This is a genomic window from Streptomyces sp. NPDC059452, assembly GCF_042750035.1.
In the GTDB taxonomy this organism is placed as follows: Bacteria; Actinomycetota; Actinomycetes; order Streptomycetales; family Streptomycetaceae; genus Streptomyces.
In genome coordinates, this window is sequence record NZ_JBHYVE010000028.1 from 36,308 (window position 1) to 57,929 (window position 21,622).

At 71.7% G+C, this 21,622-nt stretch carries 18 protein-coding genes, 1 other RNA gene and 1 pseudogene; 8 read left to right on the forward strand and 12 right to left on the reverse strand.

Annotated elements, in window-relative coordinates; genetic code table 11:
• Positions 1-106: 106 nt before the first annotated feature.
• The 3 genes and pseudogenes from ACFW9Z_RS29515 to ACFW9Z_RS29525 form a co-directional block, all read right to left on the reverse strand.
• Positions 107-319: a hypothetical protein gene (locus ACFW9Z_RS29515; RefSeq protein WP_384645628.1), complete on the reverse strand. Its 213-nt coding sequence runs from the start codon at positions 317-319 to the stop codon at positions 107-109.
• Between the two features lie 52 nt (positions 320-371).
• Complete coding sequence (locus tag ACFW9Z_RS29520) at positions 372-575, reverse strand: hypothetical protein (protein ID WP_384645629.1); 204 nt, start codon at positions 573-575, stop codon at positions 372-374.
• Positions 576-639: 64 nt separating this feature from the next.
• Positions 640-1,014, reverse strand: a pseudogene (locus ACFW9Z_RS29525) (ATP-binding protein); the annotation flags it as partial.
• A gap of 226 nt (positions 1,015-1,240) precedes the next feature.
• Here ACFW9Z_RS29525 and ACFW9Z_RS29530 point away from each other — a divergent pair.
• From ACFW9Z_RS29530 to ACFW9Z_RS29545, 4 genes are all read left to right on the forward strand, one after another.
• Positions 1,241-2,110, forward strand: a complete 870-nt coding sequence (locus tag ACFW9Z_RS29530) for a helix-turn-helix domain-containing protein (protein ID WP_384645631.1) — start codon at positions 1,241-1,243, stop codon at positions 2,108-2,110.
• Positions 2,107-2,307, forward strand: a complete 201-nt coding sequence (locus ACFW9Z_RS29535; protein WP_384645632.1) for a DUF397 domain-containing protein — start codon at positions 2,107-2,109, stop codon at positions 2,305-2,307. The genes ACFW9Z_RS29530 and ACFW9Z_RS29535 overlap by 4 nt, the downstream gene beginning before the upstream one ends.
• A gap of 30 nt (positions 2,308-2,337) precedes the next feature.
• Complete coding sequence (locus ACFW9Z_RS29540) at positions 2,338-2,544, forward strand: DUF397 domain-containing protein (RefSeq protein WP_384645634.1); 207 nt, start codon at positions 2,338-2,340, stop codon at positions 2,542-2,544.
• A gap of 112 nt (positions 2,545-2,656) precedes the next feature.
• Positions 2,657-3,532 carry a hypothetical protein gene (locus ACFW9Z_RS29545; protein ID WP_384645635.1) on the forward strand — a complete coding sequence of 292 codons (876 nt, stop codon included), beginning with the start codon at positions 2,657-2,659 and terminating at the stop codon, positions 3,530-3,532.
• Positions 3,533-3,608: 76 nt separating this feature from the next.
• Here the strand turns inward: ACFW9Z_RS29545 and ssrA are convergent.
• From ssrA to ACFW9Z_RS29560, 3 genes are all read right to left on the reverse strand, one after another.
• Positions 3,609-3,995: a transfer-messenger RNA gene (gene ssrA, locus ACFW9Z_RS29550) on the reverse strand.
• A 109-nt stretch (positions 3,996-4,104) separates the two neighbouring features.
• A complete protein-coding gene (gene smpB, locus ACFW9Z_RS29555; protein ID WP_003968790.1) occupies positions 4,105-4,593 on the reverse strand; it encodes an SsrA-binding protein SmpB in 489 nt (162 codons plus the stop codon).
• A gap of 18 nt (positions 4,594-4,611) precedes the next feature.
• On the reverse strand, positions 4,612-5,799 hold the full coding sequence (locus ACFW9Z_RS29560; protein WP_384645636.1) for a S41 family peptidase: 1,188 nt from the start codon (positions 5,797-5,799) through the stop codon (positions 4,612-4,614).
• A 153-nt stretch (positions 5,800-5,952) separates the two neighbouring features.
• On the opposite strand from ACFW9Z_RS29560, the gene ACFW9Z_RS29565 reads away from it, so the two are divergent.
• Complete coding sequence (locus ACFW9Z_RS29565; RefSeq protein WP_384645637.1) at positions 5,953-7,155, forward strand: RNA-guided endonuclease InsQ/TnpB family protein; 1,203 nt, start codon at positions 5,953-5,955, stop codon at positions 7,153-7,155.
• Positions 7,156-7,191: 36 nt separating this feature from the next.
• On the opposite strand, the gene ftsX is transcribed toward ACFW9Z_RS29565, so the two are convergent.
• Positions 7,192-8,112: a permease-like cell division protein FtsX gene (gene ftsX, locus ACFW9Z_RS29570; protein WP_084746664.1), complete on the reverse strand. Its 921-nt coding sequence runs from the start codon at positions 8,110-8,112 to the stop codon at positions 7,192-7,194.
• Between the two features lie 56 nt (positions 8,113-8,168).
• Positions 8,169-8,858, reverse strand: a complete 690-nt coding sequence (gene ftsE / locus ACFW9Z_RS29575) for a cell division ATP-binding protein FtsE (RefSeq protein ID WP_018512316.1) — start codon at positions 8,856-8,858, stop codon at positions 8,169-8,171.
• Positions 8,859-9,117: 259 nt separating this feature from the next.
• Here ftsE and ACFW9Z_RS29580 point away from each other — a divergent pair, with 259 nt between their 5' ends.
• Positions 9,118-9,318 carry a hypothetical protein gene (locus ACFW9Z_RS29580; RefSeq protein WP_355119727.1) on the forward strand — a complete coding sequence of 67 codons (201 nt, stop codon included), beginning with the start codon at positions 9,118-9,120 and terminating at the stop codon, positions 9,316-9,318.
• 261 nt (positions 9,319-9,579) lie between these two features.
• Here the strand turns inward: ACFW9Z_RS29580 and ACFW9Z_RS29585 are convergent, their stop codons facing one another.
• The 4 genes from ACFW9Z_RS29585 to ACFW9Z_RS29600 all read right to left on the reverse strand — a co-directional run bounded on the left by ACFW9Z_RS29585 (position 9,580) and on the right by ACFW9Z_RS29600 (position 15,254).
• Positions 9,580-10,557, reverse strand: coding sequence for an LPXTG cell wall anchor domain-containing protein (locus ACFW9Z_RS29585; protein WP_384645639.1), 978 nt, complete (start codon positions 10,555-10,557; stop codon positions 9,580-9,582).
• Positions 10,558-10,910: 353 nt separating this feature from the next.
• The gene (prfB, locus tag ACFW9Z_RS29590; RefSeq protein ID WP_384645640.1) at positions 10,911-12,017 is read right to left on the reverse strand and encodes a peptide chain release factor 2; all 1,107 of its coding nucleotides are present in this window, start codon (positions 12,015-12,017) and stop codon (positions 10,911-10,913) included.
• A gap of 119 nt (positions 12,018-12,136) precedes the next feature.
• Complete coding sequence (locus ACFW9Z_RS29595) at positions 12,137-13,387, reverse strand: serine/threonine-protein kinase (protein ID WP_384645641.1); 1,251 nt, start codon at positions 13,385-13,387, stop codon at positions 12,137-12,139.
• 145 nt (positions 13,388-13,532) lie between these two features.
• Positions 13,533-15,254 (reverse strand): serine/threonine-protein kinase, encoded by a 1,722-nt coding sequence (locus ACFW9Z_RS29600; RefSeq protein WP_384645642.1) that lies wholly within the window; start codon positions 15,252-15,254, stop codon positions 13,533-13,535.
• A 472-nt stretch (positions 15,255-15,726) separates the two neighbouring features.
• Between ACFW9Z_RS29600 and ACFW9Z_RS29605 the strand changes: the two genes are divergently transcribed.
• A complete protein-coding gene (locus ACFW9Z_RS29605) occupies positions 15,727-19,902 on the forward strand; it encodes an FHA domain-containing protein (protein ID WP_384645643.1) in 4,176 nt (1,391 codons plus the stop codon).
• 270 nt (positions 19,903-20,172) lie between these two features.
• Complete coding sequence (locus ACFW9Z_RS29610) at positions 20,173-21,534, forward strand: ABC transporter substrate-binding protein (RefSeq protein WP_384645644.1); 1,362 nt, start codon at positions 20,173-20,175, stop codon at positions 21,532-21,534.
• Positions 21,535-21,622: the final 88 nt, after the last annotated feature.

Consider the following 21,622-nt stretch of genomic DNA (forward strand, 5'->3'; position numbering starts at 1 on the left):
CTCGCCCTCGCCTTCGGCGCCCGGCAGACCCGGGCACCCGGAGGGGAAAGGTAGTGGCCCGGCCCGCGGGGCGCGACCGGTTAACGGGCCGACAGGGTGCGGCGCCTCAGACCCGTTCGCGAATCCAGGCGGCCAGGTCGCGGACGACCTCGGCGGAGGCGCCGCCGAGGTGGACGAGGGCCCCGTCGGTGATGGTGGGGAAGTCTCCGTAGAGGGAGGGCAGGGAGAAACCGGCCTGTGAGAGCGCCTCGGCGAGGTCCTTGGCGGCGAGGTTGCCTTCCACGAGCGCGGCGGCCTGGGCGGGGTGGTGGTGGTACATGGGGATCAGCCTTTCGACGGTAAGAGGGTTACGGACACGGGGACTTGACCCGTCACGTATCGCGCGGGGGCGCCGAGAGCACGAACCCCAGCTCTCCGGCGTCCACGACGAGTGACATGAGCTGTGCGGTGGTGAGCGCCTCGCGCCGCTCCCCGTGCGGGCCGAAGAGCAGGACGTACGCGGCCGGCTCCCCCGGGACCAGCGGGACGCGGAGCCCCGGGGTGGTCCCCGTCGCCGGTCTGGGCCTGTCTGCCACGTGGCTCCTCCAGAGCGCGGGGGCCTCCGCCCGAGGGGGCGCCGTCCGGGGGCGGCGGTACGGAGAGGACGAAGTACGTGGCCTTGCCCTGCGGCAGCACCCGTACGCCCCAGTCGTCGGCAAGGCTCTCCACCAGGAGCAGCCCCCGCCCCGAGGTGGCGTTCAGGTCCCCGCACCGGACGGCCGGCATCCCGCCGCCCTGGTCAACGACGGTCACGGTGAAAGCAGTTGCGGAACGCGCACAGGTCACGCGACAGGAGGGGCTGCCCGTGGCGTGCAGGACGGCGTTGGTGACGAGTTCGCTGACGAGAAGCTCGGCGGTCTCCGTGAGCTCGCCCGCGAACCCCCAGCCCGCCATCACCCCGCGTACAGACTTTCTAGCCGCCCGGACGGACCCCTCGGCGACGGGAAAGGTAAAGGTCGGCTCTTCGCTGGACACCAGAGTTCACCTCTCGGCATGTGGTGCGGGCAGGCGAGTTCCCAGCTCGCACCACGGGCGTTGCCACGCTTCGCCATCATGGAATGACGTTCCGTGACCGACAGGGACACCGTAGCGCCGCATACTCCCGATCTGCAAGTACCCTTTCGCATGTATGCATATCTACTTGCTAGCGCTCCCCCCGGAGCAGCGGGCAGACTGAGCACCGACACATTCGAGGAGCGTGATGGGCCAGACGATCAGGAGCCGCCGACTCGGTTCGGACCTGCGGCAACTGCGCCGCAAGGCCAACCTGACGGCCGAGGCGGTCGGCACCGAACTCGGCTTCTCCCAGTCGAAGATGAGCCGGATAGAGAGCGGCGACGTCCGCGTCTCCCGCACCGACTTGAAGGCCCTGCTCGCGCTCTACAACGTCACCGACGAGAAGCAGATCACCGCGTTCGTGGAGGCGGCGAAGGACGCCAAGTCCCGTGGCTGGTGGATCGCTTACGAGGACGCGCTGCCGCGCGAGTACAGCGACTTCATCGGGTTGGAGGGCTCGGCGGTCGGCATCAGGACGTTCGAGGGCATGATCGTGCCGGGATTGATGCAGACGCCGGACTACACGCGCCACATCATCACGGCGGGTCCGGCGGTGCTGCCGCCCGGCCACGCGGACTCGCTGATCACGGTGCGGATGGAGCGCCAGTCGATCCTGGACCGCGAACAGCCCCCGAAGATCTGGGCGATCGTGACGGAGGGCGCGCTGCGCCAGGTGGTCGGCGGCTATGCGGTGATGCTGGACCAGCTCAACCACCTGGTCCGCCTCACGGAGCGGAGCAACATCACGTTGCAGGTGCTGCCGTTCGAGGCGGGCGCGCACGCGGGTGCACAGAGTTCGTTCGTACTCTTCGATTTCCCCACGGACCCCAGCATCGCGTGCGTGGAGAACCTGACCGGGACGCTGTTCATGGACCAGACCGGACAGCTCGGCGCGTTCTCCGACGCGTTCAACAACCTCCGGGCCAGCGCGTTGAGCCCGGCAGATTCACTGACGCGCATCACCGACATCATGGATCTGATGCGCCGAGAACGAGACAAGAGGAACCCATCATGACCAGCGCCACCCCCACCGTCGTCGGCCCGTTCGTCAAGGCCACCGCAAGCGGTCAGCAGGGCAACTGCGTGGAGGTGGCCCCCCTCTCCGACGGCGGCCGAGCAGTCCGCGACAGCAAGAACCAGCACGGCCCCCGCCTCCACTTCGGCCCCGCCCAGTGGACGGCTTTCACCGACAGCGTGAAGACTGCTGTCTGACCTACTCGCGAGCAGACCGAGGGAGTCACCTTGCCCAGCACCCCCACCGTCGCCGGTCCCTTCATCAAAGCCACCGGCAGTGGCCAACTGGGCGACTGCGTGGAGGTGGCCCCCCTCTCCGACGGCGGCCGAGCAGTCCGCGACAGCAAGAACCAGCACGGCCCCCGCCTCCACTTCGGCGCCGCCCAGTGGGCCGCCTTCACCGACGGTGTGAAGGGCGACGCGTACGGGAGCTGACGGCATCCCGCCCCCGACCGGGCCGGGCCGCACGGAGCGCAGTCCGTGGGGTCCGGCCCTTGTCATGGGCGGTGTCACAGGCGGTGTCATAGGCGGCCCTTAGGGTGACCCAATGGCCGCAGCGCAGAGAAGCCCGAAGAGCCCGATCGACATCGAACCCGGCGCGGTGTTCGCGTTCCGTACGTCGCCGCTCCACCCCGACTCCCCGGCCGAGACAGGGCGTTTCGGCGCTCTCGCGGTGGTCGCGCGGGCGCCGGAAGTGATCGTCGTGGCCGTGTTCGACGGGGTGTGGGACCGGATGCCGACGCTGGAGGAGGTACGGGAACACCGGGTGCTGCGGCGTCGGCGGTTCGCGCACACGGGGAGGCCGGCGGTGTTCGCGTGCGGGGTGGAGGACACGACCGGGCTGAGTGACCTCACCGCGCTGGGGACCGTCCCGCTCACCGCCGAGCAGACGAAGCTGGCCGCCCCCTACGTCTCCCCCCGGAGCGTCGGCACGTCGTTCTCCACGCTCGCCCTGGCCGACAGTGACGTGGAGGGCGAGTGGCGGTGGGCGCACGACCGGGAGGCGCTGCTGCGGGAGCAGGAGGCGGTCGAGGAGCGGCGGCGGCGCGCGGCGGAGGCGGAAAGGGCGCGGTACGCGGCGCGGTTGGCGGGGCTCACCTGGGAACAGCTGCTCGCGGAGACGCCGTTCGAGCGGTGGACGCCGTCGCCGCCGTTTCCCCCGGCCGCGTTCCGGCGGGCGGCGGTACGGCGGGTGCACAAGGCCTGCCGTGAGCTGCGGGACCTGGGACCGAAGCCCCGGAAGCCCGCCGTGCGCAAGGTACTGAAGTCGCTGGTGCAGTGGTTCAACATCGCCGACCAGGCCGCGGGCTGGGTCATCGAGACCGAGGAGCGCGAGGACATCGGTCTCGTACTCGAAGAGCTGGCCCATGTCGCCGGGCACCCGTCGCTCGTCATGGAGGCCGACGAATGGCGTGAGTGGTGAATGCCTGAAGGCAGAGGGCATGAAAAAAAGCCGTTGCCCCGCGAGCGAACTCACGGGGCAACGGCCTACATGGGAATTGTGGAGATGGCGGGAATCGAACCCGCGTCCAACGGTGCGGAACCAGGGCTTCTCCGAGTGCAGTTCGCTACGCTTTTCTCGGCCCCGGAGGTCACGCGAACAAGCCTCCGACAGGCTCAGCCACTGTTTGATTTCCTTCTCGGCCCCGTGGCCGGGCCGAGAAGTTTAGATCCCTAGTTGATGCCAGGATCCGGGTCGGGATCACCCCCGGGCTGACACTCCGCAGAGTCTTCGCTAGCTGCTAATTAGGCAGCAAGGGCGAAGGCGGAGGAATCGCGCTTGGAATTGGCGATTATTGTTTGCGACATATGGTTTACGAGATCATTGCCGCTTCCTCGACTCGCTTCCCCTGCTTCGACATCCGCTGTCGAAACCGATCATCCCCATGTGTATTTTTCAAAACGTGCGCCTTCGGTGAGGTGCACGGCCCATCGTACGTGACCAACGGCGGACGATGCCAGCGTATTCCCCCGCAGGGGTTCCTCAGGCCCTGATCAGGCGCTGCGCTGCCGCCTGCGGGCCGCCGCGATGGCGCGGTTCGTCTCCCTCGTGTCCTGCTTCTCGCGGAGCGTCTGCCGCTTGTCGTACTCCTTCTTGCCCTTCGCGAGCGCGATCTCGACCTTCACCCGGCCGTCCTTGAAGTACAGGGCGAGCGGCACGATGGTGTGGCCGGTCTCCTGGGACTTGGACTCCAGCTTGTCGATCTCGGCCCGGTGCAGGAGCAGCTTGCGCTTGCGCTTGGCCGCGTGGTTGGTCCAGGTGCCCTGGACGTACTCGGGTACGTGGATGTTGTGCAGCCACGCCTCGTGGTCGTCGATCTGGACGAACCCGTCGACCAGGGAGGCCCGGCCCATGCGCAGGGACTTCACCTCGGTGCCCATGAGCACGAGGCCGCACTCGTAGGTGTCGAGGATGGTGTAGTCGTGCCGCGCCTTCTTGTTCTGCGCGATCATCTTGCGCCCGGTGTCTTTTTCCTTAGCCATAGTGCGGTCATTTTCGCACTACGACCCACCCCCGAGGCCACTCAATACCGTCTCGGCCCGCTGCTGGGCCCGCTCGTCCGCCACCAGGTCGGGCGTGATGCCCGTGCCCTCGACGCTGCGGCCTGCCGGGGTGCGGTAGTGGCCCACGGTCAGCTCGGCCACCGAACCGCCCGGGAGCTCGCTGGGCATCTGCACGGAGCCCTTGCCGAAGGTGCGCGAGCCGACGGTGACCGCGCGGCCCCGGTCCTGGAGGGCGCCGGTCAGCAGCTCGGCCGCGCTCATCGTGCCGCCGTCCACCAGGACCACCACGGGCCGCTCGGTGTCGCCGCCGGGGTCGGCGTAGAGGGCCTGTTCCTCGCCGCGTACGTCGTACGTGGCGACCAGGCCGCCGTCCAGGAAGGCGGAGGCGGCGGTGACGGCCTCGGTGACCAGGCCTCCGGAGTTGGCACGGAGGTCCAGGAGTATCCCGGCGTTCCGGGGGGCCTCGCGGACCACGTCCCGTACTTCTTCGCCCGTTCCCTTGGTGAACGCGGCCACCTTGATGAGGAGGGCCGAGGAGGGGCCGGTGCCCAGGCGGCTCACGGTCACCGCTTCGGGGGTCAGCCGGGCCCGTTCCAGCGTCTGCGTGGAGGGTTTTCCCTCCCGTACGAGACCGAGGACGACGCGGGAGCCTTCCCCGGCCCCCGTACCGTCACCGCGGAGTAAGGCGACGATCTCGGGGACGGGCTTCCGGTCCACCCGGCGGCCGTCGAGCGTGCGGAGCAGGTCGCCCTCGCGGATACCGGCCCGGTCGGCGGGGCCCCCGGGCTGGACCCGGGAGACGGCGACGCCGCCGCCCTCGGTGCGGCGGGCGGAGAGGCCGACGCCCAGGTACGAACCGTCGAGGGACTGCTCGAACTCCTCGTACTCCCGCTCGTCGTAGACCGCCCCCCAGCGGTCCCCGCTCCGGCTGACGACCTCCCCGGCCGCCTCCTTCACAGACTTCCCATCGGCCGCGGCCCGCGCCGCCGCGTCCTCGATCTCCTCGCGGTCGACCGGGGCGAGGGTCGAGGCGACGGCACGCGCCGGGAGTTCGGGTACGGGGTCGGGGTCCTGCGGCAGCGAACCGGTCGCCGCGCCCGTGGCGAGGACACACCCGAAGACCAATGTCAGGGCCGCCCCGCGGCAGAGGCCGCGGGGCCGGAAGCGGTGCGAACAACCCGACATGGCGCCGAGTCTAGGACAAGCCTCCTGGGGCGCACGGGTGATCGACCGTGCGCCCCAGGAGGCGTACGTCACCATGGACCGCGCCGAACCTGCGATCAGACGAATATGGGAATTCGTCCGCGCTTGGCGACATACCGGCACTACCTTCGCATCATGACGACACCAGCGAAGGTCGAGGATGCCGGGTATGCCCGGTACACGTACCGACTCCGCGTGTCGTCCACCTCCCTCACCGCGCTGATGTCCGAATGGGACAGGTGCCGTTGGGTGTGGAACCAGTGCGTCGCGGAATCCCGCGCGGCACACAAGGCCGGAGACGTGTGTGGCCCTGCTCGGTTGGGCAGGTTGCTGACCGGTTGGCGCGCCGGGCAGGAGTGGCTGCGCCGGGGCGCATGCGTGCCGCAGCAGCAGATCATCCGCGATTTCGCCGGGGCCCGCACCAAGGGCCTCAAGGACATCAAGGCCCGGTTACCCGTCAAGCGGCGTGCGGGGATGCCCAAGTTCAAGAAGAAGGATCTGTCGGCCCCGACGCTGAGTTATACCCGGCGCGGCTTCCGCCTCAAGGACGGGCGTCTGCACCTCGCGGGCGGCATCGTTCTGACGGTGGTCTGGTCTCGCGATCTGCCCGACCGGCCCTCCAGCGTCCGTATCCACCGTGACCCCCTCGGCCATTGGTACGCGTCCTTCGTCGTCCGGGCCGTGCCCCAGCCGCTGCCGGAGACGGGCCGGAGCATCGGTATCGACTGGGGCGTGAAGGAGACGGCGACCACCACCAGCGACGCTCACGATCTCGCCCATCCCGGGCACGGAGAGAAGGCTGCCGGAGAGCTGGCCGAGCACCGACGACGGATGGCTCGGCGGAAACCTCAGCGCGGCCGGGCCGCGTCGAAGGGGTACCGGCGCGCCAGGCGGCACGCCGCGAAGGTGCACAGGAAGATCGCCCGGCAGCGGCAGGACACCGCCCGTAAGTGGGCCAAGAAGGTCGTGACGGACTTCGACCTGCTCGCGGTGGAGGACTTCAGGCCGAAGTTCCTCGCCCGGTCGAGAATGGTCCGCAAGGCGGCCGACGCGGCGATCTCGGCCACCAAGCGCGAACTGATCAATATGGCGCGCAAGCACCGGCGCACGCTGCATCTGGTGCACCCCGCCCACACCACCATGGACTGCGGACGCTGCGGAGCGAGAACCAAGCACGCACTTCCGCTGTCGGAACGTACCTACACCTGCACCGCGTGCGGAGCCGTGTCCCCCAGGGACAAGAACTCCGCACGCGTGATGCTCGTCCGGGCCGGTCTGGACCCGGCTGGTGCCGATCGCGGAAGACCTGACAGCCCGCCGGGCTGCCGGGCAGCGTGAGCCAGGAATCCCCCCGGCTCCTGCCGGGGGGAGCACTCAAACCTTCAGATACTTGCGCAGCGCGAAGAGAGCGGCGACGGCCGGCATCAGAAGGCCGATCGCGAGCACCAGCGGCAGCTTCGTCAGCACCGCGTCCCAGCCGATGAAGTTGATCAGGTTCAGCTTCTCCTGGAGGGCGAGACCGCCGTCGATCAGGAAGTACCGGCCGCCGAGCAGCATCGCGCAGGCCAGCAGACCGCCGATGAGACCGGCGACGGCCGCCTCCATGATGAAGGGGGCCTGGATGTAGAAGCCGGAGGCCCCCACCAGGCGCATGATCCCTGTTTCACGTCTCCGGCTGAACGCGGAGACGCGCACGGTGTTGACGATCAGGATCAACGCGATGACCAGCATCAGGATCATCACGTAGATCGCGACGACGTTCATGCCGTTCATCAGCTCGAAGAGGTTGTCCAGGATGGACCGCTGGTCCTGGACGGACTGCACCCCGTCCCGCCCCGCGAAGGCCGTCGCGACGACCTTGTACTTCTGTGGGTCCTTCAGTTTGACGCGGAACGACTCCTGCATCTGGTCGGGCGTGATGTTGCCCGCCATCGGGGAGTCGCCGAACTGCTCCTGGTAGTGCTTGTACGCCTCGTCGACCGTCTCGAAGTGGACCGGCTTCTGGACGGCGTCCATCTTCTCCAGGTCGGCCTTGATCTGCTTCTTCTGCTCGGCGGTGACAGCGCCCTTGGCACACTTGGGCATGTCCTTGGCGTCGTTCTTGTTGCAGAGGAAGATCGAGACGTTGACCTTGTCGTACCAGTAGTCCTTCATCGTGCTGACCTGTTCGCGCATCAGCAGCGCGCCCCCGAACAGGGCGAGCGAGAGGGCGACGGAGACCACGACGGCGAAGGTCATCGTGAGGTTGCGACGGAGACCGACGCCGATCTCCGACAGGACGAACTGGGCGCGCATGGCGTCCTTTCAGTACTCGATGCTCGAAATGCGCGAGGGGCCCGAGGGCCCCTCGATCAGTGCTGGTAGCCGTAGACGCCGCGCGCCTGGTCGCGTACGAGACGGCCCTGTTCGAGCTCGATGACGCGCTTGCGCATCTGGTCGACGATGTTCTGGTCGTGGGTCGCCATGATCACGGTGGTGCCGGTCCGGTTGATCCGGTCCAGCAGCTTCATGATGCCGACGGAGGTCTGCGGGTCGAGGTTGCCGGTCGGCTCGTCCGCGATCAGCAGCATCGGACGGTTGACGAAGGCCCGGGCGATCGCCACACGCTGCTGCTCACCACCGGAGAGCTCACCGGGCATGCGCTCCTCCTTGCCGCCGAGGCCGACGAGGTCGAGCACCTGGGGCACGGCCTTGCGGATCTCGCCGCGCGGCTTGCCGATGACCTCCTGGGCGAAGGCCACGTTCTGCGCGACGGTCTTGTTGGGCAGCAGGCGGAAGTCCTGGAAGACCGTCCCCAGCTGGCGGCGCATCTGCGGCACCTTCCAGTTGGACAGCCGCGCGAGGTCCTTGCCGAGCACATGGACCATGCCCGTGCTGGCGCGCTCCTCGCGCAGGATCAGCCGCATGAAGGTCGACTTGCCGGAGCCGGAGGAGCCCACCAGGAAGACGAACTCACCCTTCTCGATGTCCAGCGAGACATCGCGCAGAGCCGGTCGGGTCTGCTTCGGGTAGGTCTTGGAGACGTTGTCGAATCGGATCACGGATGCACCACGGTCGGCCGGGAGTAGGTGAGCGTGACCATACGCGAACCGGGCTCACGCGTGCAGGCGGCGTCCGGCAATGGGCGATTTATGACGGATCGCCGCCCGGTACGCACCGGGTCGGACCGTCCCTTGTCCGGCGGGCCGCGCCGAAAACGGCGGGAGCTGGCACAGTGGTGGGGGGAACGGTCGCGTTTCCCGGAGCGTTGTGCGGAGAGAGAGCAGTCAGCGGCTCCGCCGCGCGGGAGGAGGAATGCGCATGACCTATGACCGACTGGTGTGCGCGAACTGCGCGTCCCCCGTGAGTGAGGGGCGTTGCCGCGTCTGCCGTGCCGTGCGGCAGCAGATGCTGGAGGAGCAGGGGCAGAGCCCGCTGGCCGGGATGAATCCCGCCATGCTGATCGCGCTGATGGTCGTGCTGCTGACGGCCCTCGCGCTGCTGGCCCACCAGACCGCCTGACCCGCCCCGCCCCGCACCCGGACGGCCCTCGGGGGTCGGCTGGGTCGTATCTGTGCCCGAAGGGGCCTCGGAACGTCCAGAACGTACGCGTACGGCTGCCGGAGCGGTTGCGGGCGCGGAAGCGTGCAGAGAGGCCCGGGAGGCGTTGTGCGGCCTCCCGGGCCTCTTGCTGTGCCGTACCGGACCGGGTACGGGGCTCAGGCGCCCCCGTACGCGGTGTTCAGCGGGCCCCCGGGCGCGGGGAGAACCCCGGCGGGGAACCTAGGCGACCGTGCGGCCGCCGCCGCCGACCAGACGCGGCAGGATGCGGAAGCCGATGCCGCCGGCGATCATCGTCGCGGCGCCGATGACCAGGAAGGTGGTCTCGGCCGCACCGGTCTCGGCGAGCTCTTCCTTGCCCTTGCTCTGCTCGACCGGCTGGTTGCCGACGCTGTTGGGGCCCGTGTTGTCGGCGCACTCGACGACACCGGACTCGACGGTGCAGGCGTCGTCGCCACCGGTCGCGGAGCCGGAGCTGCCGGAGCCGGCGGTGGTGGAGCCGGTGGTACCGGTCGTGCCGGTGGAGCCGCCGTCGTCGCCGCCGGAGCCGCCGGTGTTGCCGGAGCCGCCGTTGCCACCAGTGGTGCCACCGTTGCTGCCGTTGCCGCCGTTGCCGCCCGTGTTGCCCGAGCCGCCGTTGCCGCCGGTGTTCCCACCGTTGCCACCGTTGCCGCCGGTGTTGCCACCGTTACTGCCGTTGCCACCGTTGTTGCCCGACGTGGTCTCGCCCGTCGTGGAGGTCTCACCGGTGGTGGAGGTCTCGCCCGTCGTCGACGTTTCACCCGTGGTGGACGTCTCACCGGTCGTGGACGTCTCACCCGTGGTGGAGGTCTCGCCCGTCGTCGACGTTTCACCCGTGGTGGACGTCTCACCGGTCGTGGACGTCTCACCCGTGGTGGAGGTCTCGCCCGTGGTGGAGGTCTCGCCCGTCGTCGACGTCTCGCCCGTGGTGGACGTCTCACCGGTCGTGGACGTCTCACCCGTCGTCTGGCCCTGGTCGACGGCGCCGGCGGCGCCCTCGGCGGTGCCGTTGTTGTCGCCGTCCAGGTCTGCCTGGACCTGGACGTCGGCGACACCGGAGTCCACACCGATACCGATGCCGACCGCCTGCGCCGCACCTGCGGCGGTCAGCGAGGCACCCGCGGCAATAACCGCACCAGCGGCTATCCGCGCGACGCGAACGCGCGTCTTCTTCGTCATCTGTTGCTACCCCCAGTAGCTGATCTCGTCATTGGAGCAGCCATATGCGGGGCCACGGCCCTGCGGGGAAATCACTTTCGGCAGGGCCCACGTCGTGTCGTGGTCACCCCGCCCGTCCCCCGGTTCACACCTGTCCCAGACATACGCATGCTGCTCTAGCACCCTGTCCAGAGCTAAGGATTACGTCAAGGCCGTTCCGTGCGGTACGCACCCTTATGGGGGTTCTTGACGGCTATTCGGAAGCACGACTGTGACGCATCGGGCACAGTATCCCCCCAACTCGCCACGGCCCTCCCGCAACGCGGTTGGGCCCGGACAGTCCCTGTCCGGGCCCAACCTTCGTACGGCGGAGGTTACTTCTCGCTCTGCTTGCGCCAGCGGATGCCCGCCTCGACGAAGCCGTCGATCTCGCCGTTGAAGACCGCTTCCGGGTTGCCCATCTCGAACTCCGTACGCAGGTCCTTGACCATCTGGTACGGGTGGAGGACGTACGAACGCATCTGGTTGCCCCAGGAGTTGCCGCCGTCGCCCTTGAGCGCGTTCATCTTCGCCTGCTCCTCCTGGCGGCGGCGCTCAAGGAGCTTGGCCTGGAGGACGTTCATCGCGGACGCCTTGTTCTGGATCTGCGAGCGCTCGTTCTGGCAGGAGACGACGATGCCGGTCGGCAGGTGGGTCAGCCGGACCGCGGAGTCCGTGGTGTTGACGCCCTGTCCGCCGGGGCCCGAGGAGCGGTACACGTCGACGCGCAGCTCGGACTCGTCGATCTCGATGTGGTCGGTCTGCTCGACGACCGGGAGCACCTCGACGCCCGCGAAGGACGTCTGACGGCGGCCCTGGTTGTCGAAGGGCGAGATCCGGACCAGGCGGTGGGTGCCCTGCTCGACGGAGAGCGTGCCGTAGGCGTACGGGACCTGGACGGTGAAGGTGGTCGACTTGATGCCGGCCTCTTCGGCGTACGCGGTCTCGTAGACCTCGGTCTTGTAGTTGTGCCGCTCGGCCCAGCGGAGGTACATGCGCTGGAGCTTCTCCGCAAAGTCAGCGGCGTCCACGCCACCGGCCTCGGCGCGGATGGTCACGAGCGCCTCGCGGGCGTCGTACTCGCCGGACAGGAGGGTGCGGACCTCCATCTCGTCGAGCGCCTTGCGCACCGACTCCAGCTCGGTCTCGGCCTCGGCGAGCGCCTCGGCGTCGCCTTCGTCCTCGGCGAGCTCGAAGAGGACTCCGAGGTCGTCGATGCGGCCGCGCAGGGCCTCGGCCTTGCGGACCTCGGCCTGGAGGTGCGAAAGCTTGCTGGTGATCTTCTGGGCCGCGTCCGGGTCGTCCCAGAGGGACGGCGCCGCTGCCTGCTCCTCGAGCGCGGCGATGTCCGCCCTCAGCGCATCCAGGTCCAGGACGGCCTCGATCGACCCCATGGTCGAGGAGAGGGACTTCAGCTCTTCGGAAATATCGACGACTGCCACGGGTCCAGCGTAACGGCATGGCGGATGAAGCTTGCCCTCCCCCGGGAACCGGAGGGGAAAACCGGCCCGGGGCACCGATTCCGGGCAGCGGTTCCGGCACCGGTTCCGGGCAGCGGCTTCTACGGGGTCGCCGGTGCCGAGTTCTCGCTGTCCGCGGGGCCCGCCGGGTTCCCGTCGCCGCCGCCCGTCGCGAACCAGCCGCCCACCGCGACGGCCGCGCACAGCAGGAGGGCGGCGGCGCCCAGGGTGATACGGCGCTTGCGGACGGCCGCCGCCTTGTTACGGGCGGAGCCGGGGCGCGGCTTTCCGGGGGCGCGCGGGGCGCGGGCGGTGCCGAGGGGGCCGCCTGCCAGCTCGTCGGGGGCGGGGACGCGCATGCTCGTGTGGGTGTCCCGGTTGGAGTCCGGGGAGGACCCGGGCACCAGGGGGACCGCGCCACGGCGGCGGGGCTCCTCGGCGGCGGGGGTGTACTGCTGCTCGTCGTACGCGGGCGCCTGCTGCTCCGCCTCGTCGCCGCCGGGCTCGTCCACGTCCAGGGGCGGGATGCCGGCCAGGAGCGGGAGCAGCTCGCGCAGCCGTACGGCCAGCTCCGAGGCGCGCAGCCGGGAGGCCGGGGCCTTGGCCAGGCACTGGACCAGGAGCTGCCAGAGCTCCTCGGGGATACCGGGGAGCGGGACGACGGTCTCGGTCACATGGCGGCGCAGGACGGCGCCGGGGTGGCCGCCGCCGAAGGGGGTGAACCCGGCGAGGAGCTCGTACAGCACGGTCGCGAGGGCGTAGATGTCGACGGCGGCGCGCGGCGGGAGGCCCTCGACGATCTCGGGGGCCAGGTAGTCCGGCGTACCGATGATCTTGGTGGCCTTGGTGCGGCGCGGGGTGTCGATGAGCTTGGCGACGCCGAAGTCGGTGAGGAGGGCCGGGTGGGCGCCGCCGGGGCCGAGCGGGCCCTCCATGTCCAGCAGGATGTTCTCGGGCTTGACGTCCCGGTGGACCACTCCGGCCTTGTGGGCGGCGGCCAGGCCGTCGGCGACGTCCGCGATGATCGCGACGGCGGCCTCGGGGGCGAGGCGGCGTTCGCGGTCCAGGCGGGTGCGCAGGTCGGTGCCGCGGACGAGGGTCATGACCAGGGCGAGGTCGTTGCCGTCCACCACGAGGTCCCGGACGGCGACCACATGGGGGTGGTCGAGCCCGAGCAGGGCGGTGCGCTCCTGTACGAAGCGGCCCACGAGCTCCTGGTCGGACGCGAGGTCCTCACGGAGCAGCTTGATGGCGACCGGGCCCTCGGGCCCCTCGCCGAGCCACACCGTGCCGGCGCTGCCGCGCCCCAGGATCTGGTGGGCCGTGTACCGGCTGCCGATATTCCGTGCCAAGACTGCTCCCTCAGCGGCTGGCGGTGGACCCCCGGTCGACAAAGTTACGCGGCGTTCGGGGTGCTGCGTGCCCGGGATGGCGCCAACCCGCACTTCTCCGGGCCGAATCGACCCGGAGAAGTCGACAAAGGGACAGAGTTGCCTGTCAGGCGCCGCCCGTGCCCCCGGAGTCGCCGGTGGCCTCGCCGATCTTGGAGATCCAGTCGGTGACCGTACCGATCGCGTCGCCGATCGCCTCCCAGTAGCCCTTGCCCTGGGCGACCCAGTCCTGGAGCGGGGTGAGCTCCCAGATGAGCCAGCCGGCGATGACCAGCAGCACCACGGTGAACAGGCAGCCCTTGAGGCAGCCGAGGCCGGGGATGCGCATCGGGTTGGCGCCGCGCTGCCTGGGCGGGCGCGGTTCGCGCGGGGCGGGCTGCTGTGGCTGCTGTGGCTGCGGGGGCGCGTACTGCTGCCGCTGGGGCTGGGGCTGATGCTGCTGCGGCGGTGGCTGGTAGCGCTGCTGCTGGTGTTGCTGCTGCTGGTACTGCTGTTGCTGTTGCTGCTGGGGGTACTGCTGCTGGAGCGGCTGCTGCCTGCGCTGCGGGGGCTGCTGCCGCTGGGGAGGCTGCGGGGGCGCCTGGCGCTGGGGGCGGCGGCGCAGCGGGTCCTGGCTCGGGTCCAGGTACTGCACCTGCGTCTGGTCGTTGCGGTCGCGGGCCGCCTGGAGCTGCGACTGCCAGGGGTGCGGGCCGTCCGGCTGCGGCGGCCCGTCCGGGTGCTGCGGTACGGGCGGCATGACGGCGGTCGGGTCGGCGTGGCCGCCGGGTCCCTGGTTGCCGTGGCCCTGGCTGGAGCCGGGGCCTCCGCTCTGCGGGAGCACGCTGGTGGCGGCGGCGGGGTCGTACGAGCCCGCGTTGTTCGGCAGCACCTGCGTGAGGTCGGCGGCTCCGGGGGTCTCCGGGACGGCCGTGGGGGCCGGGTCGGGGGCGAGCAGGGCGCCCACCCCGTCGGCGGCGGCGATCTGGGCCGCGTTCGCGTGGACGCCGATGCCCGAGGCGACCGTACGCAGACCACGGGCCAGGTTCTCGGCGCTGGGCCGCTGGTCGGGGTCCTTGCGCAGGCAACGCTCTATGACCGTCCAGAGCGGTTCGGGGACGGTGGAGGGGCGGCGGGGCTCCTCGCTGAGGTGCCGGTGCAGGACTTCGAGGGCGGTGCCCCCGGCGAACGGCGGGCGGCCGGTGACCAGCTCGTACAGCAGGATGCCCGCGCCGTAGATGTCCACGGCGGAGGTCTGCGGGCGGCCCTCGGCGGACTCCGGCGCCACATAGGCGGGGGTGCCGACGAACTCGTGCGTCCGGGTCAGCCCCGGGGAGTCGGCGAGCCGCGCGATGCCGAAGTCGGTGAGCATCGGGGTCATGCCGCCGTCGCGCTCGTCGAGCAGTACGTTGGCGGGCTTGAGGTCGCGGTGGACGACGCCGTCGGCGTGGCTGGCCGCGAGCGCGTCGGCGATCTGCGCGGTGAGCAGGGACGCGGCGACCGGGGTGAGCGGGCCGTTGTCCCGCAGGTAGCGGTGGAGGTCGGGGCCGTCGATCAGGTCCATCACCAGGGCGAGGAGGTCGCCCTCGACGACCAGGTCGCGGGTGCGCACGATGTTCGGGTGCGTGAGCCGCAGCAGGACCGAGCGCTCCCGCAGGAAGCGCATCACGACGTCCGCGTCGTTGGCCAGCTCCTCCTTGAGGACCTTGATCGCCACGGTCTCGCCGGGCTGACCGGCGACGGCCGCCTCGGCGCCCGCCGTCTCCCGCTGGCGGGCTCGCCAGACGGTGCCCGTGGCGCCGCGTCCGAGCGGCTCCTCGAGCAGGTACTTGCTGCCTACCGGCCGCACGTCATGCGCTCCCTGCTGATCGTGGTGCTTGCGGTCCCCGGGCCCGCCCGGATGTTCCGGCCCACTCTAATGCCGCCGCACAAGACACCGAGGGGTCGCGTTTGGGTGGAAGACGCGCAGACCGGACAGATGGTTGCCGCGCGGAGGCCGACGGCTCGAACGGGTGTGCCGTACGCCTGTCCGGAGGGCGGCGACGACCCCCGTAACACCCCTCCAGCGGTTCCCCGAACGGCGGGAACCGGACGCAAGCAGGCACTTTTGCGCCCACAGCCGACCATTCAAGATCATTTAAAGGTGACCGCCGGGCATGTTGTCAGTGGCAGGTGCGAGGATGCCTCCAAGCACGGATCTGACGGGTCGGGAGCCCGGGGTCCGTGACGACCTGTACGGACGACCTGTCCGTGCCGGGTGGGGGGAATCACAGGGCGTTTCCCCTGCCGGGCACCCCGCGCAGAAGGGACCGCCGACGGCGATGCAGATCCGGCTGACCGTCCTCGCGCCGCGCAGCGGCCAGACCCCGGCGCGCGCCTGCGACGTGCTCGTCACCGCCCCCGCCGGGACCGCGCTGGCGGCGGTCGCCTCCGGCCTGGCCCAGGCCGTCGCGGGGCCCGAGGGCTCCCAGGGCGGCGGGGCGGTGGTGCTCTTCGCCGGGCGGGAGCGGCTGGACTCCCAGCGCATCGCGCTCGGTGAGCCGCCCCTGGTGGACGGTGCGGTGCTCTCGCTCCAGCTCCCCGGCGAGGACGAGGCGGCGGACGACACCGTTCCGGCCCAGCTCCACGTGGTCGCCGGGCCGGACGCGGGCGGGGTCCACCTGCTGCACGGCGGGCAGATCCGGATCGGCCGCTCCGCCGAGGCCGATGTCCCGCTGGACGACCCGGACGTGTCCCGGCTGCACTGCGCGGTGACGGTGGCGGAGGACGGCCGCGTCTCGGTCGCCGACCTGGGCTCCACGAACGGCACCTCCCTGGACGGTACGGAGGTCCGCGACCGGCCCGTCCGCTTCCCGCCCGGCGCCCTGCTGCGGCTCGGCGAATCCGCCCTCCGGCTCACGGCCGGCTCCCGTACGGTGACGCTGCCGACGGCCCCGGACGGCGAGGGCCACCTGCGGGTGAGCCGCGCCGAGACGGACCCGCACGCTCCGTTCTCCCCTCGGTCGGCCTCCTCCCCGCCGTCGGCCCAGCGGCTGGGGCGCGACGAGGAGGGGCGGGACTCCGCGTACGGGCGCCCGTCGTCGCCCTCTGGCTCCCGCCCGGGGGCCCCGGCCGGGAGCCAGGGACCCATGGCTTACGGAGGCCAGGAGCCCGGCCCTGCCCACGGCGGAGCTCCCGACGTGCCGCCGCAGCACCAGCGCACGCCCGCCGGGGGGCGGGAGGCGGCGGGTGACGGCGGCGGACGGGGTCCGTATGGCGCGGACGGACGAGACCCGTACGGGGCGGAGGCACGGGGCCCTTATGGCCCGGGCGGACGAGACCCGTACGGGGCGGACGGACGGGAGACGTACGGCGCGGGCGAGCATGACGCATACGGCTCGGGCGGCTGGGAGGCGGCCGATTCGGGCGGACAGACCCCGTACGGCTCGGGCGGCCGGGAATCGGCCGGCCCGGGCGCGGCGCCTCGGCGGGGCGGGATAGGTGCCTGGGCGCGGCGGCTCAAGGGCGGTGGGAGCAGGAGCGAGCAGGCACGGGGGGCGGAGCAGGCTCGAGGAGCCGGGCAGTCGGATCAAAGCCCGTGGCAAGGGGCAGGGGCCGGGCAGTCGGGCCAGGGTCCGTGGCAAGGGGCAGGGGCCGAGCAGGCGGGCCAGGGTCCGTGGCAAGGGGCGGGCACCGCCCTGCCCAGCCGCTCCCCCTCCTCGCCCGGCCGCTCACCCTCCTCCTCCCACGCGTTCCCTTCCTCCCCGGCCTCCGACGGCTCGGGCTTCTCGGGCGCCCCGGGTGTCTCGGGTGCAGACCCGTACGCCTCCTCGGGCGGCTCCGGCCATCTCGCCTCCCCCGCCTCGCCCCTCTCCCCCTTCTCCGCCGTGCCGTCCGCGCCCGAGGGCACCTGGCCGGACCCGGCGGCCGTGCTGCTGACCGCGCTCGGGCCGGGGCCCCGGCTCTGGGAGCGCCACGACGGGCACCCGGAGGCGCTGGTGGTGCGGCTCGGGACGACCGACCGGGCCGATGTGCCCTCGGTGCCGGTGACGGTGGGGCTGCGGGAGGCCGGTTCGCTGGGGCTCGCCGGACCGCGCGCCCGGCTGGCGGGGCTGGCCCGCGCCACGGTGGCGCAGCTCGCCGCCCTGCACTCCCCCTTCGACCTGGAGATCGTCCTCATCTCCACGGACCGCTCCCGCTCCCTGGACGAGCGGCGGCGCGAGTGGTCCTGGCTGGGGTGGCTGCCCCATCTGCGCCCGATGCACGGGCAGGACTGCCGGCTCCTCCTCGCGTACGACCGTGAGCAGGCGGCCGCCCGGACGGCGGAGCTGGTCCGCCGCCTGGACGAGGGCCCGCTCGGTCCCGGCTGGCCGAATCTGGACCGTACCGAAGTGGCCGAAGCCGCCCGCGCGCACACGGGCCCGCACACGGTGGTCGTCCTGGACGGCGACCCGGGTACGGCTGCCCTGCGCGAGACGACGGCCCGGCTGGCCGGTGCGGGGGCGGCAGCCGGGATCCATCTGATCTGCCTCGCCGAGACCCCGGCCGCCTCGCCGACCTCCCCGGTGGCCGCGACGTACGACGCCGCCTGCCGGGCCTCCATCGCCTTCCGCGAGTGCGGGGCGGTCGCGATGCTGAGCGGCGATGTGGCGACGGCGTTGCGGCTGCTGCGCACGGCGGGCGGTCAGGCGGCGGGCCACGGCACGGTGGCGGCGGTGGACGCGGTGTCGGCGGCCTGGGCCGAGCGGTTCGGGCGGGCGCTGGCCCCGCTGCGGGACGAGGGTTCGGCCGCGCTGGCGGGCCGCCCGACGACGGCCGCGCTGCCGCCATCCGCCCGGCTGCTGGACGAGCTGGGTCTGGCCCGCGCGACCCCGGCGTCGCTGATGGCCCGCTGGGCCTCCACGGCGGAGCACCAGCCGGGCGCCTCCGTGCCCCGCCCCGCCACCGCTCCCCCGCCCCGGGCGGACCTGGAGACCCCTGGCTCCAGCCGCACCCTCAGCACGGGCCCCCGCGTCGGCCCCCAGCGCACCGCCACCGACCCCCGCTCCCAGGACACCCCGGCCTCGGGCCGCACGCCGTACCGGGGGACGGGCGACCGCGACTCGGGGCGCACGCCGTACCCGGCCACGGAAGGCAGGGACTCCAGCCGTACGCCGTACCCCTCAGCCGAATCACACGGCTCGGGCCGTACGCCGTACCCCTCGGCCGACACCAGGGACTCCAGCCGCACGCCGTACCCGGGCGCAGACTCCAGGGACTCGGGCCGCACGCCGTACCCCCCGGCCGAATCGCGCGGCTCGGGCCGTACGCCGTACCCCGGCGCGGACGGCAGGGACTCCAGCCGTACGCCGTATCCATCGGCCGACGCCCGGGACTCCGGCCGTACGCCCTACCCCTCAGCCCCCTCGGCCGCAGGCCCCGCGCCACAGGCCCCGCCGTCCCCGCACGCCGGGCGGCCCGTCCTCGTGCTCGGGGCGGGGCCCCGGGGCGCCCTCAGCGTCGATCTCGCCGACGAGGGGCCCCACCTGCTCATCGAGGGCCCCGCAGGCAGCGGGCGCACCGAGCTGCTGCGGGCCATCGCCGCCTCGCTCGCCTCCGCCGCCCGGCCCGACCGGCTCGGCATCCTCCTGGTCGACGGCCACGGCGGGAAGCCCGAGGAGCGCGACAGCTCAGCACCAGGGCTGCTCCCCTGTACGGAGCTGCCGCACGTCTTCACGCACCTCGTGGCCTCGGACCCGGTCCGGATGCGGGAGTTCGCGCAGGCCCTGGGCGGTGAGCTGAAGCGCCGCGCCGAGCTGCTCGGCCCGCTCGACTTCACCACCTGGCACGCCCGGCACGCGGAGGCGGCCGAGCAGGACGAGCCCCGGCGGGTCGTGGGCCAGCGCCCGCCGAGCAGTGCCGAGCGCCGGGGCGACCTGGACTCCCCGGCCAGCGGGACCCTGCGGCTGCGCCCGGCCGCCGCGCGGGCGGCGGACCAGGGCCCCTCACCGCTGCCGCGCCTGGTCGTGCTGGCCGACGACTTCGACGCACTGGTCGCTCCGGGGCTCGGCAGCCCCGGCCGCCCCGCCGCCGGTTCCGTGGTGCGGGCGCTGGAGGCCGTGGCCCGGGACGGCGGGCGGCTCGGGGTGCACCTGGTGGCCACCTCGGCGCGCCCGGACCGCACGGAGGACACCGAGCTGGCCCGGGGGGCGAGGCTGCGCATCGTGCTCGACGCCCCGGCCCTGCCGCCCTCCCCGGACGAACCCGCCCCGGGCCGGGGCCGGTTGGGGCATCCGGACGGCCGGGTGACCCCGTTCCAGGGGGGCCGGGTCACGGGCCGCATCCCGCGTACGGCGACGCTGCGGCCCACCGTGGTCCCGCTGGAGTGGGAGCGGATGGGCGATCCGCCGACCCGGCGCCCGGTCCGCGAGCTGGGCAACGGGCCGACGGACCTGGCCCTGCTCGCCAGTGCCCTGGAGCGCGCGGCCCGCTCGGTGAACGCGGAACGCCTGCCCCCGCTGATCCCGTTCCCGACGTGAGGCCCAAAAGACGCACCGCCCCCACTCGCCCCAGCCCCGAAGGCACGCGTCCGACCTGACGCTCCTGCCCCTGCCCGCCCGTCCCTCACCTCATTCCGCCGCATTCCCCGGCATTCCCTGACGCGACGTCACGAGCCCATCACGATCAACGCGTTGGGCGGGACGGCGGTATTGCGGGGCCCGTGCGCCCGGCGTAGGACTGTGCGCACGGACGACGCGGGCCGGGCGACGACAACGTGGTCGGGCGCGTACGGAAGAGACGGGGCAGAAATGCGGACAACCCTTTCCCTACGCAGGGCCGCGCTCGTCTTCACGGCCGTCGGCGCTCTGGCGCTGACCGGCTGCGGGGACGGCGGCGGGTCGAAGAAGTCGGGCGACGGGACGGACAAGGGCACGGACAGCGCCCCCACCGTCACCCTGCCGAAGCTGGACGGGGAGACCATCTCCGTCGCCGCGGTCTGGACGGGACCCGAGCAGGCCAACTTCACCAAGGTGCTGGGCGAGTTCGAGAAGCGTACGGGCGCGAAGGTCACCTTCGTCCCGGCCCAGGACCCGATCGTCAACTTCCTCGGTACGAAGATCGCGGGCGGCCAGCCCCCGGACGTCGCGATGATCCCGCAGGTCGGCGCCATCCAGCAGGCGGTGGCCAAGAAGTGGGCCAAGCCGGTCGGCGACGAGGCGAAGGCCCAGCTCACCAAGAACTACGCCCAGGTCTGGCAGGACCTCGGGGCGGTGGACGGCACCCAGTACGGCGTGTACTTCAAGGCCGCCAACAAGTCCCTGATCTGGTACAACGCGGCGGCCTTCGACAACGCGGGCGCCACCGAGCCGAAGACCTGGAAGGACTTCATCGCCACCGCCGAGACCATCTCCGCCTCCGGCGTCACCCCGGTCTCCGTGGCGGGCGCCGACGGCTGGACGCTCACCGACTGGTTCGAGAACGTGTATCTCTCCCAGGCGGGGCCGGAGAAGTACGACCAACTGGCGAAGCACGAGATCCCGTGGACCGACTCCTCCGTCAAGGACGCGCTGACCACGCTCGCCGAGCTGTTCGGCAAGCCCGAGCTGATCGCGGGCGGCGCCGACGGGGCGCTCCAGACGGAGTTCCCGACCTCGGTGACCCAGACGTTCACCGGGGGCGACCAGCCCAAGGGCGCCATGGTCTTCGAGGGTGACTTCGTCTCCATCAACATCGCGCAGACCGAGGCGAAGATCGGTACGGACGCCAAGGTCTTCCCGTTCCCGGCGGTCGGCGCGGACTCCCCCGTGGTGACCGGTGGCGACGCGGCGGTGGCGCTGAAGGACAGCAAGGGCGCCCAGGCCCTGCTGACCTGGCTGGCCTCGGTGGACGCGGCGAAGATCTGGGCCGAGGCGGGCGGGTTCATCTCGCCGAACAAGAACCTGGACGCGGCCGCGTACCCGAACGACGTGCAGCGCACGATGGCCGAGGCGCTCGTCGCGGCCGGTGACGACGTCCGGTTCGACATGTCCGACCAGGCCCCGCAGTCGTTCGGCGGGACGCCCGGGAAGGGTGAGTGGAAGATCCTCCAGGACTTCCTGAAGGACCCGAAGGACATCGCGGGGGCCCAGCAGAAGCTGGAGTCCGAGGCCGCCAAGGCGTACAAGAGCTGACGCGGTGGCGACCACGAACGCGGGGGGCGCCGACGCGGCGCCCCCCGCAGACACCGCCCCGCGCCCGTCCCCGAAGCCCGGAACCAGG

Coding starts and splice junctions, on each gene's coding strand:
- ACFW9Z_RS29515 (WP_384645628.1), bottom strand. CDS start 319: ATGTACCACCACCACCCCGCCCAGGCCGCCGCGCTCGTGGAAGGCAAC.
- ACFW9Z_RS29530 (WP_384645631.1), top strand. CDS start 1,241: ATGGGCCAGACGATCAGGAGCCGCCGACTCGGTTCGGACCTGCGGCAA.
- ACFW9Z_RS29535 (WP_384645632.1), top strand. CDS start 2,107: ATGACCAGCGCCACCCCCACCGTCGTCGGCCCGTTCGTCAAGGCCACC.
- ACFW9Z_RS29545 (WP_384645635.1), top strand. CDS start 2,657: ATGGCCGCAGCGCAGAGAAGCCCGAAGAGCCCGATCGACATCGAACCC.
- smpB (WP_003968790.1), bottom strand. CDS start 4,593: ATGGCTAAGGAAAAAGACACCGGGCGCAAGATGATCGCGCAGAACAAG.
- ACFW9Z_RS29560 (WP_384645636.1), bottom strand. CDS start 5,799: ATGTCGGGTTGTTCGCACCGCTTCCGGCCCCGCGGCCTCTGCCGCGGG.
- ACFW9Z_RS29565 (WP_384645637.1), top strand. CDS start 5,953: ATGACGACACCAGCGAAGGTCGAGGATGCCGGGTATGCCCGGTACACG.
- ftsX (WP_084746664.1), bottom strand. CDS start 8,112: ATGCGCGCCCAGTTCGTCCTGTCGGAGATCGGCGTCGGTCTCCGTCGC.
- ACFW9Z_RS29580 (WP_355119727.1), top strand. CDS start 9,118: ATGACCTATGACCGACTGGTGTGCGCGAACTGCGCGTCCCCCGTGAGT.
- ACFW9Z_RS29585 (WP_384645639.1), bottom strand. CDS start 10,557: ATGACGAAGAAGACGCGCGTTCGCGTCGCGCGGATAGCCGCTGGTGCG.
- ACFW9Z_RS29605 (WP_384645643.1), top strand. CDS start 15,727: ATGCAGATCCGGCTGACCGTCCTCGCGCCGCGCAGCGGCCAGACCCCG.
- ACFW9Z_RS29610 (WP_384645644.1), top strand. CDS start 20,173: ATGCGGACAACCCTTTCCCTACGCAGGGCCGCGCTCGTCTTCACGGCC.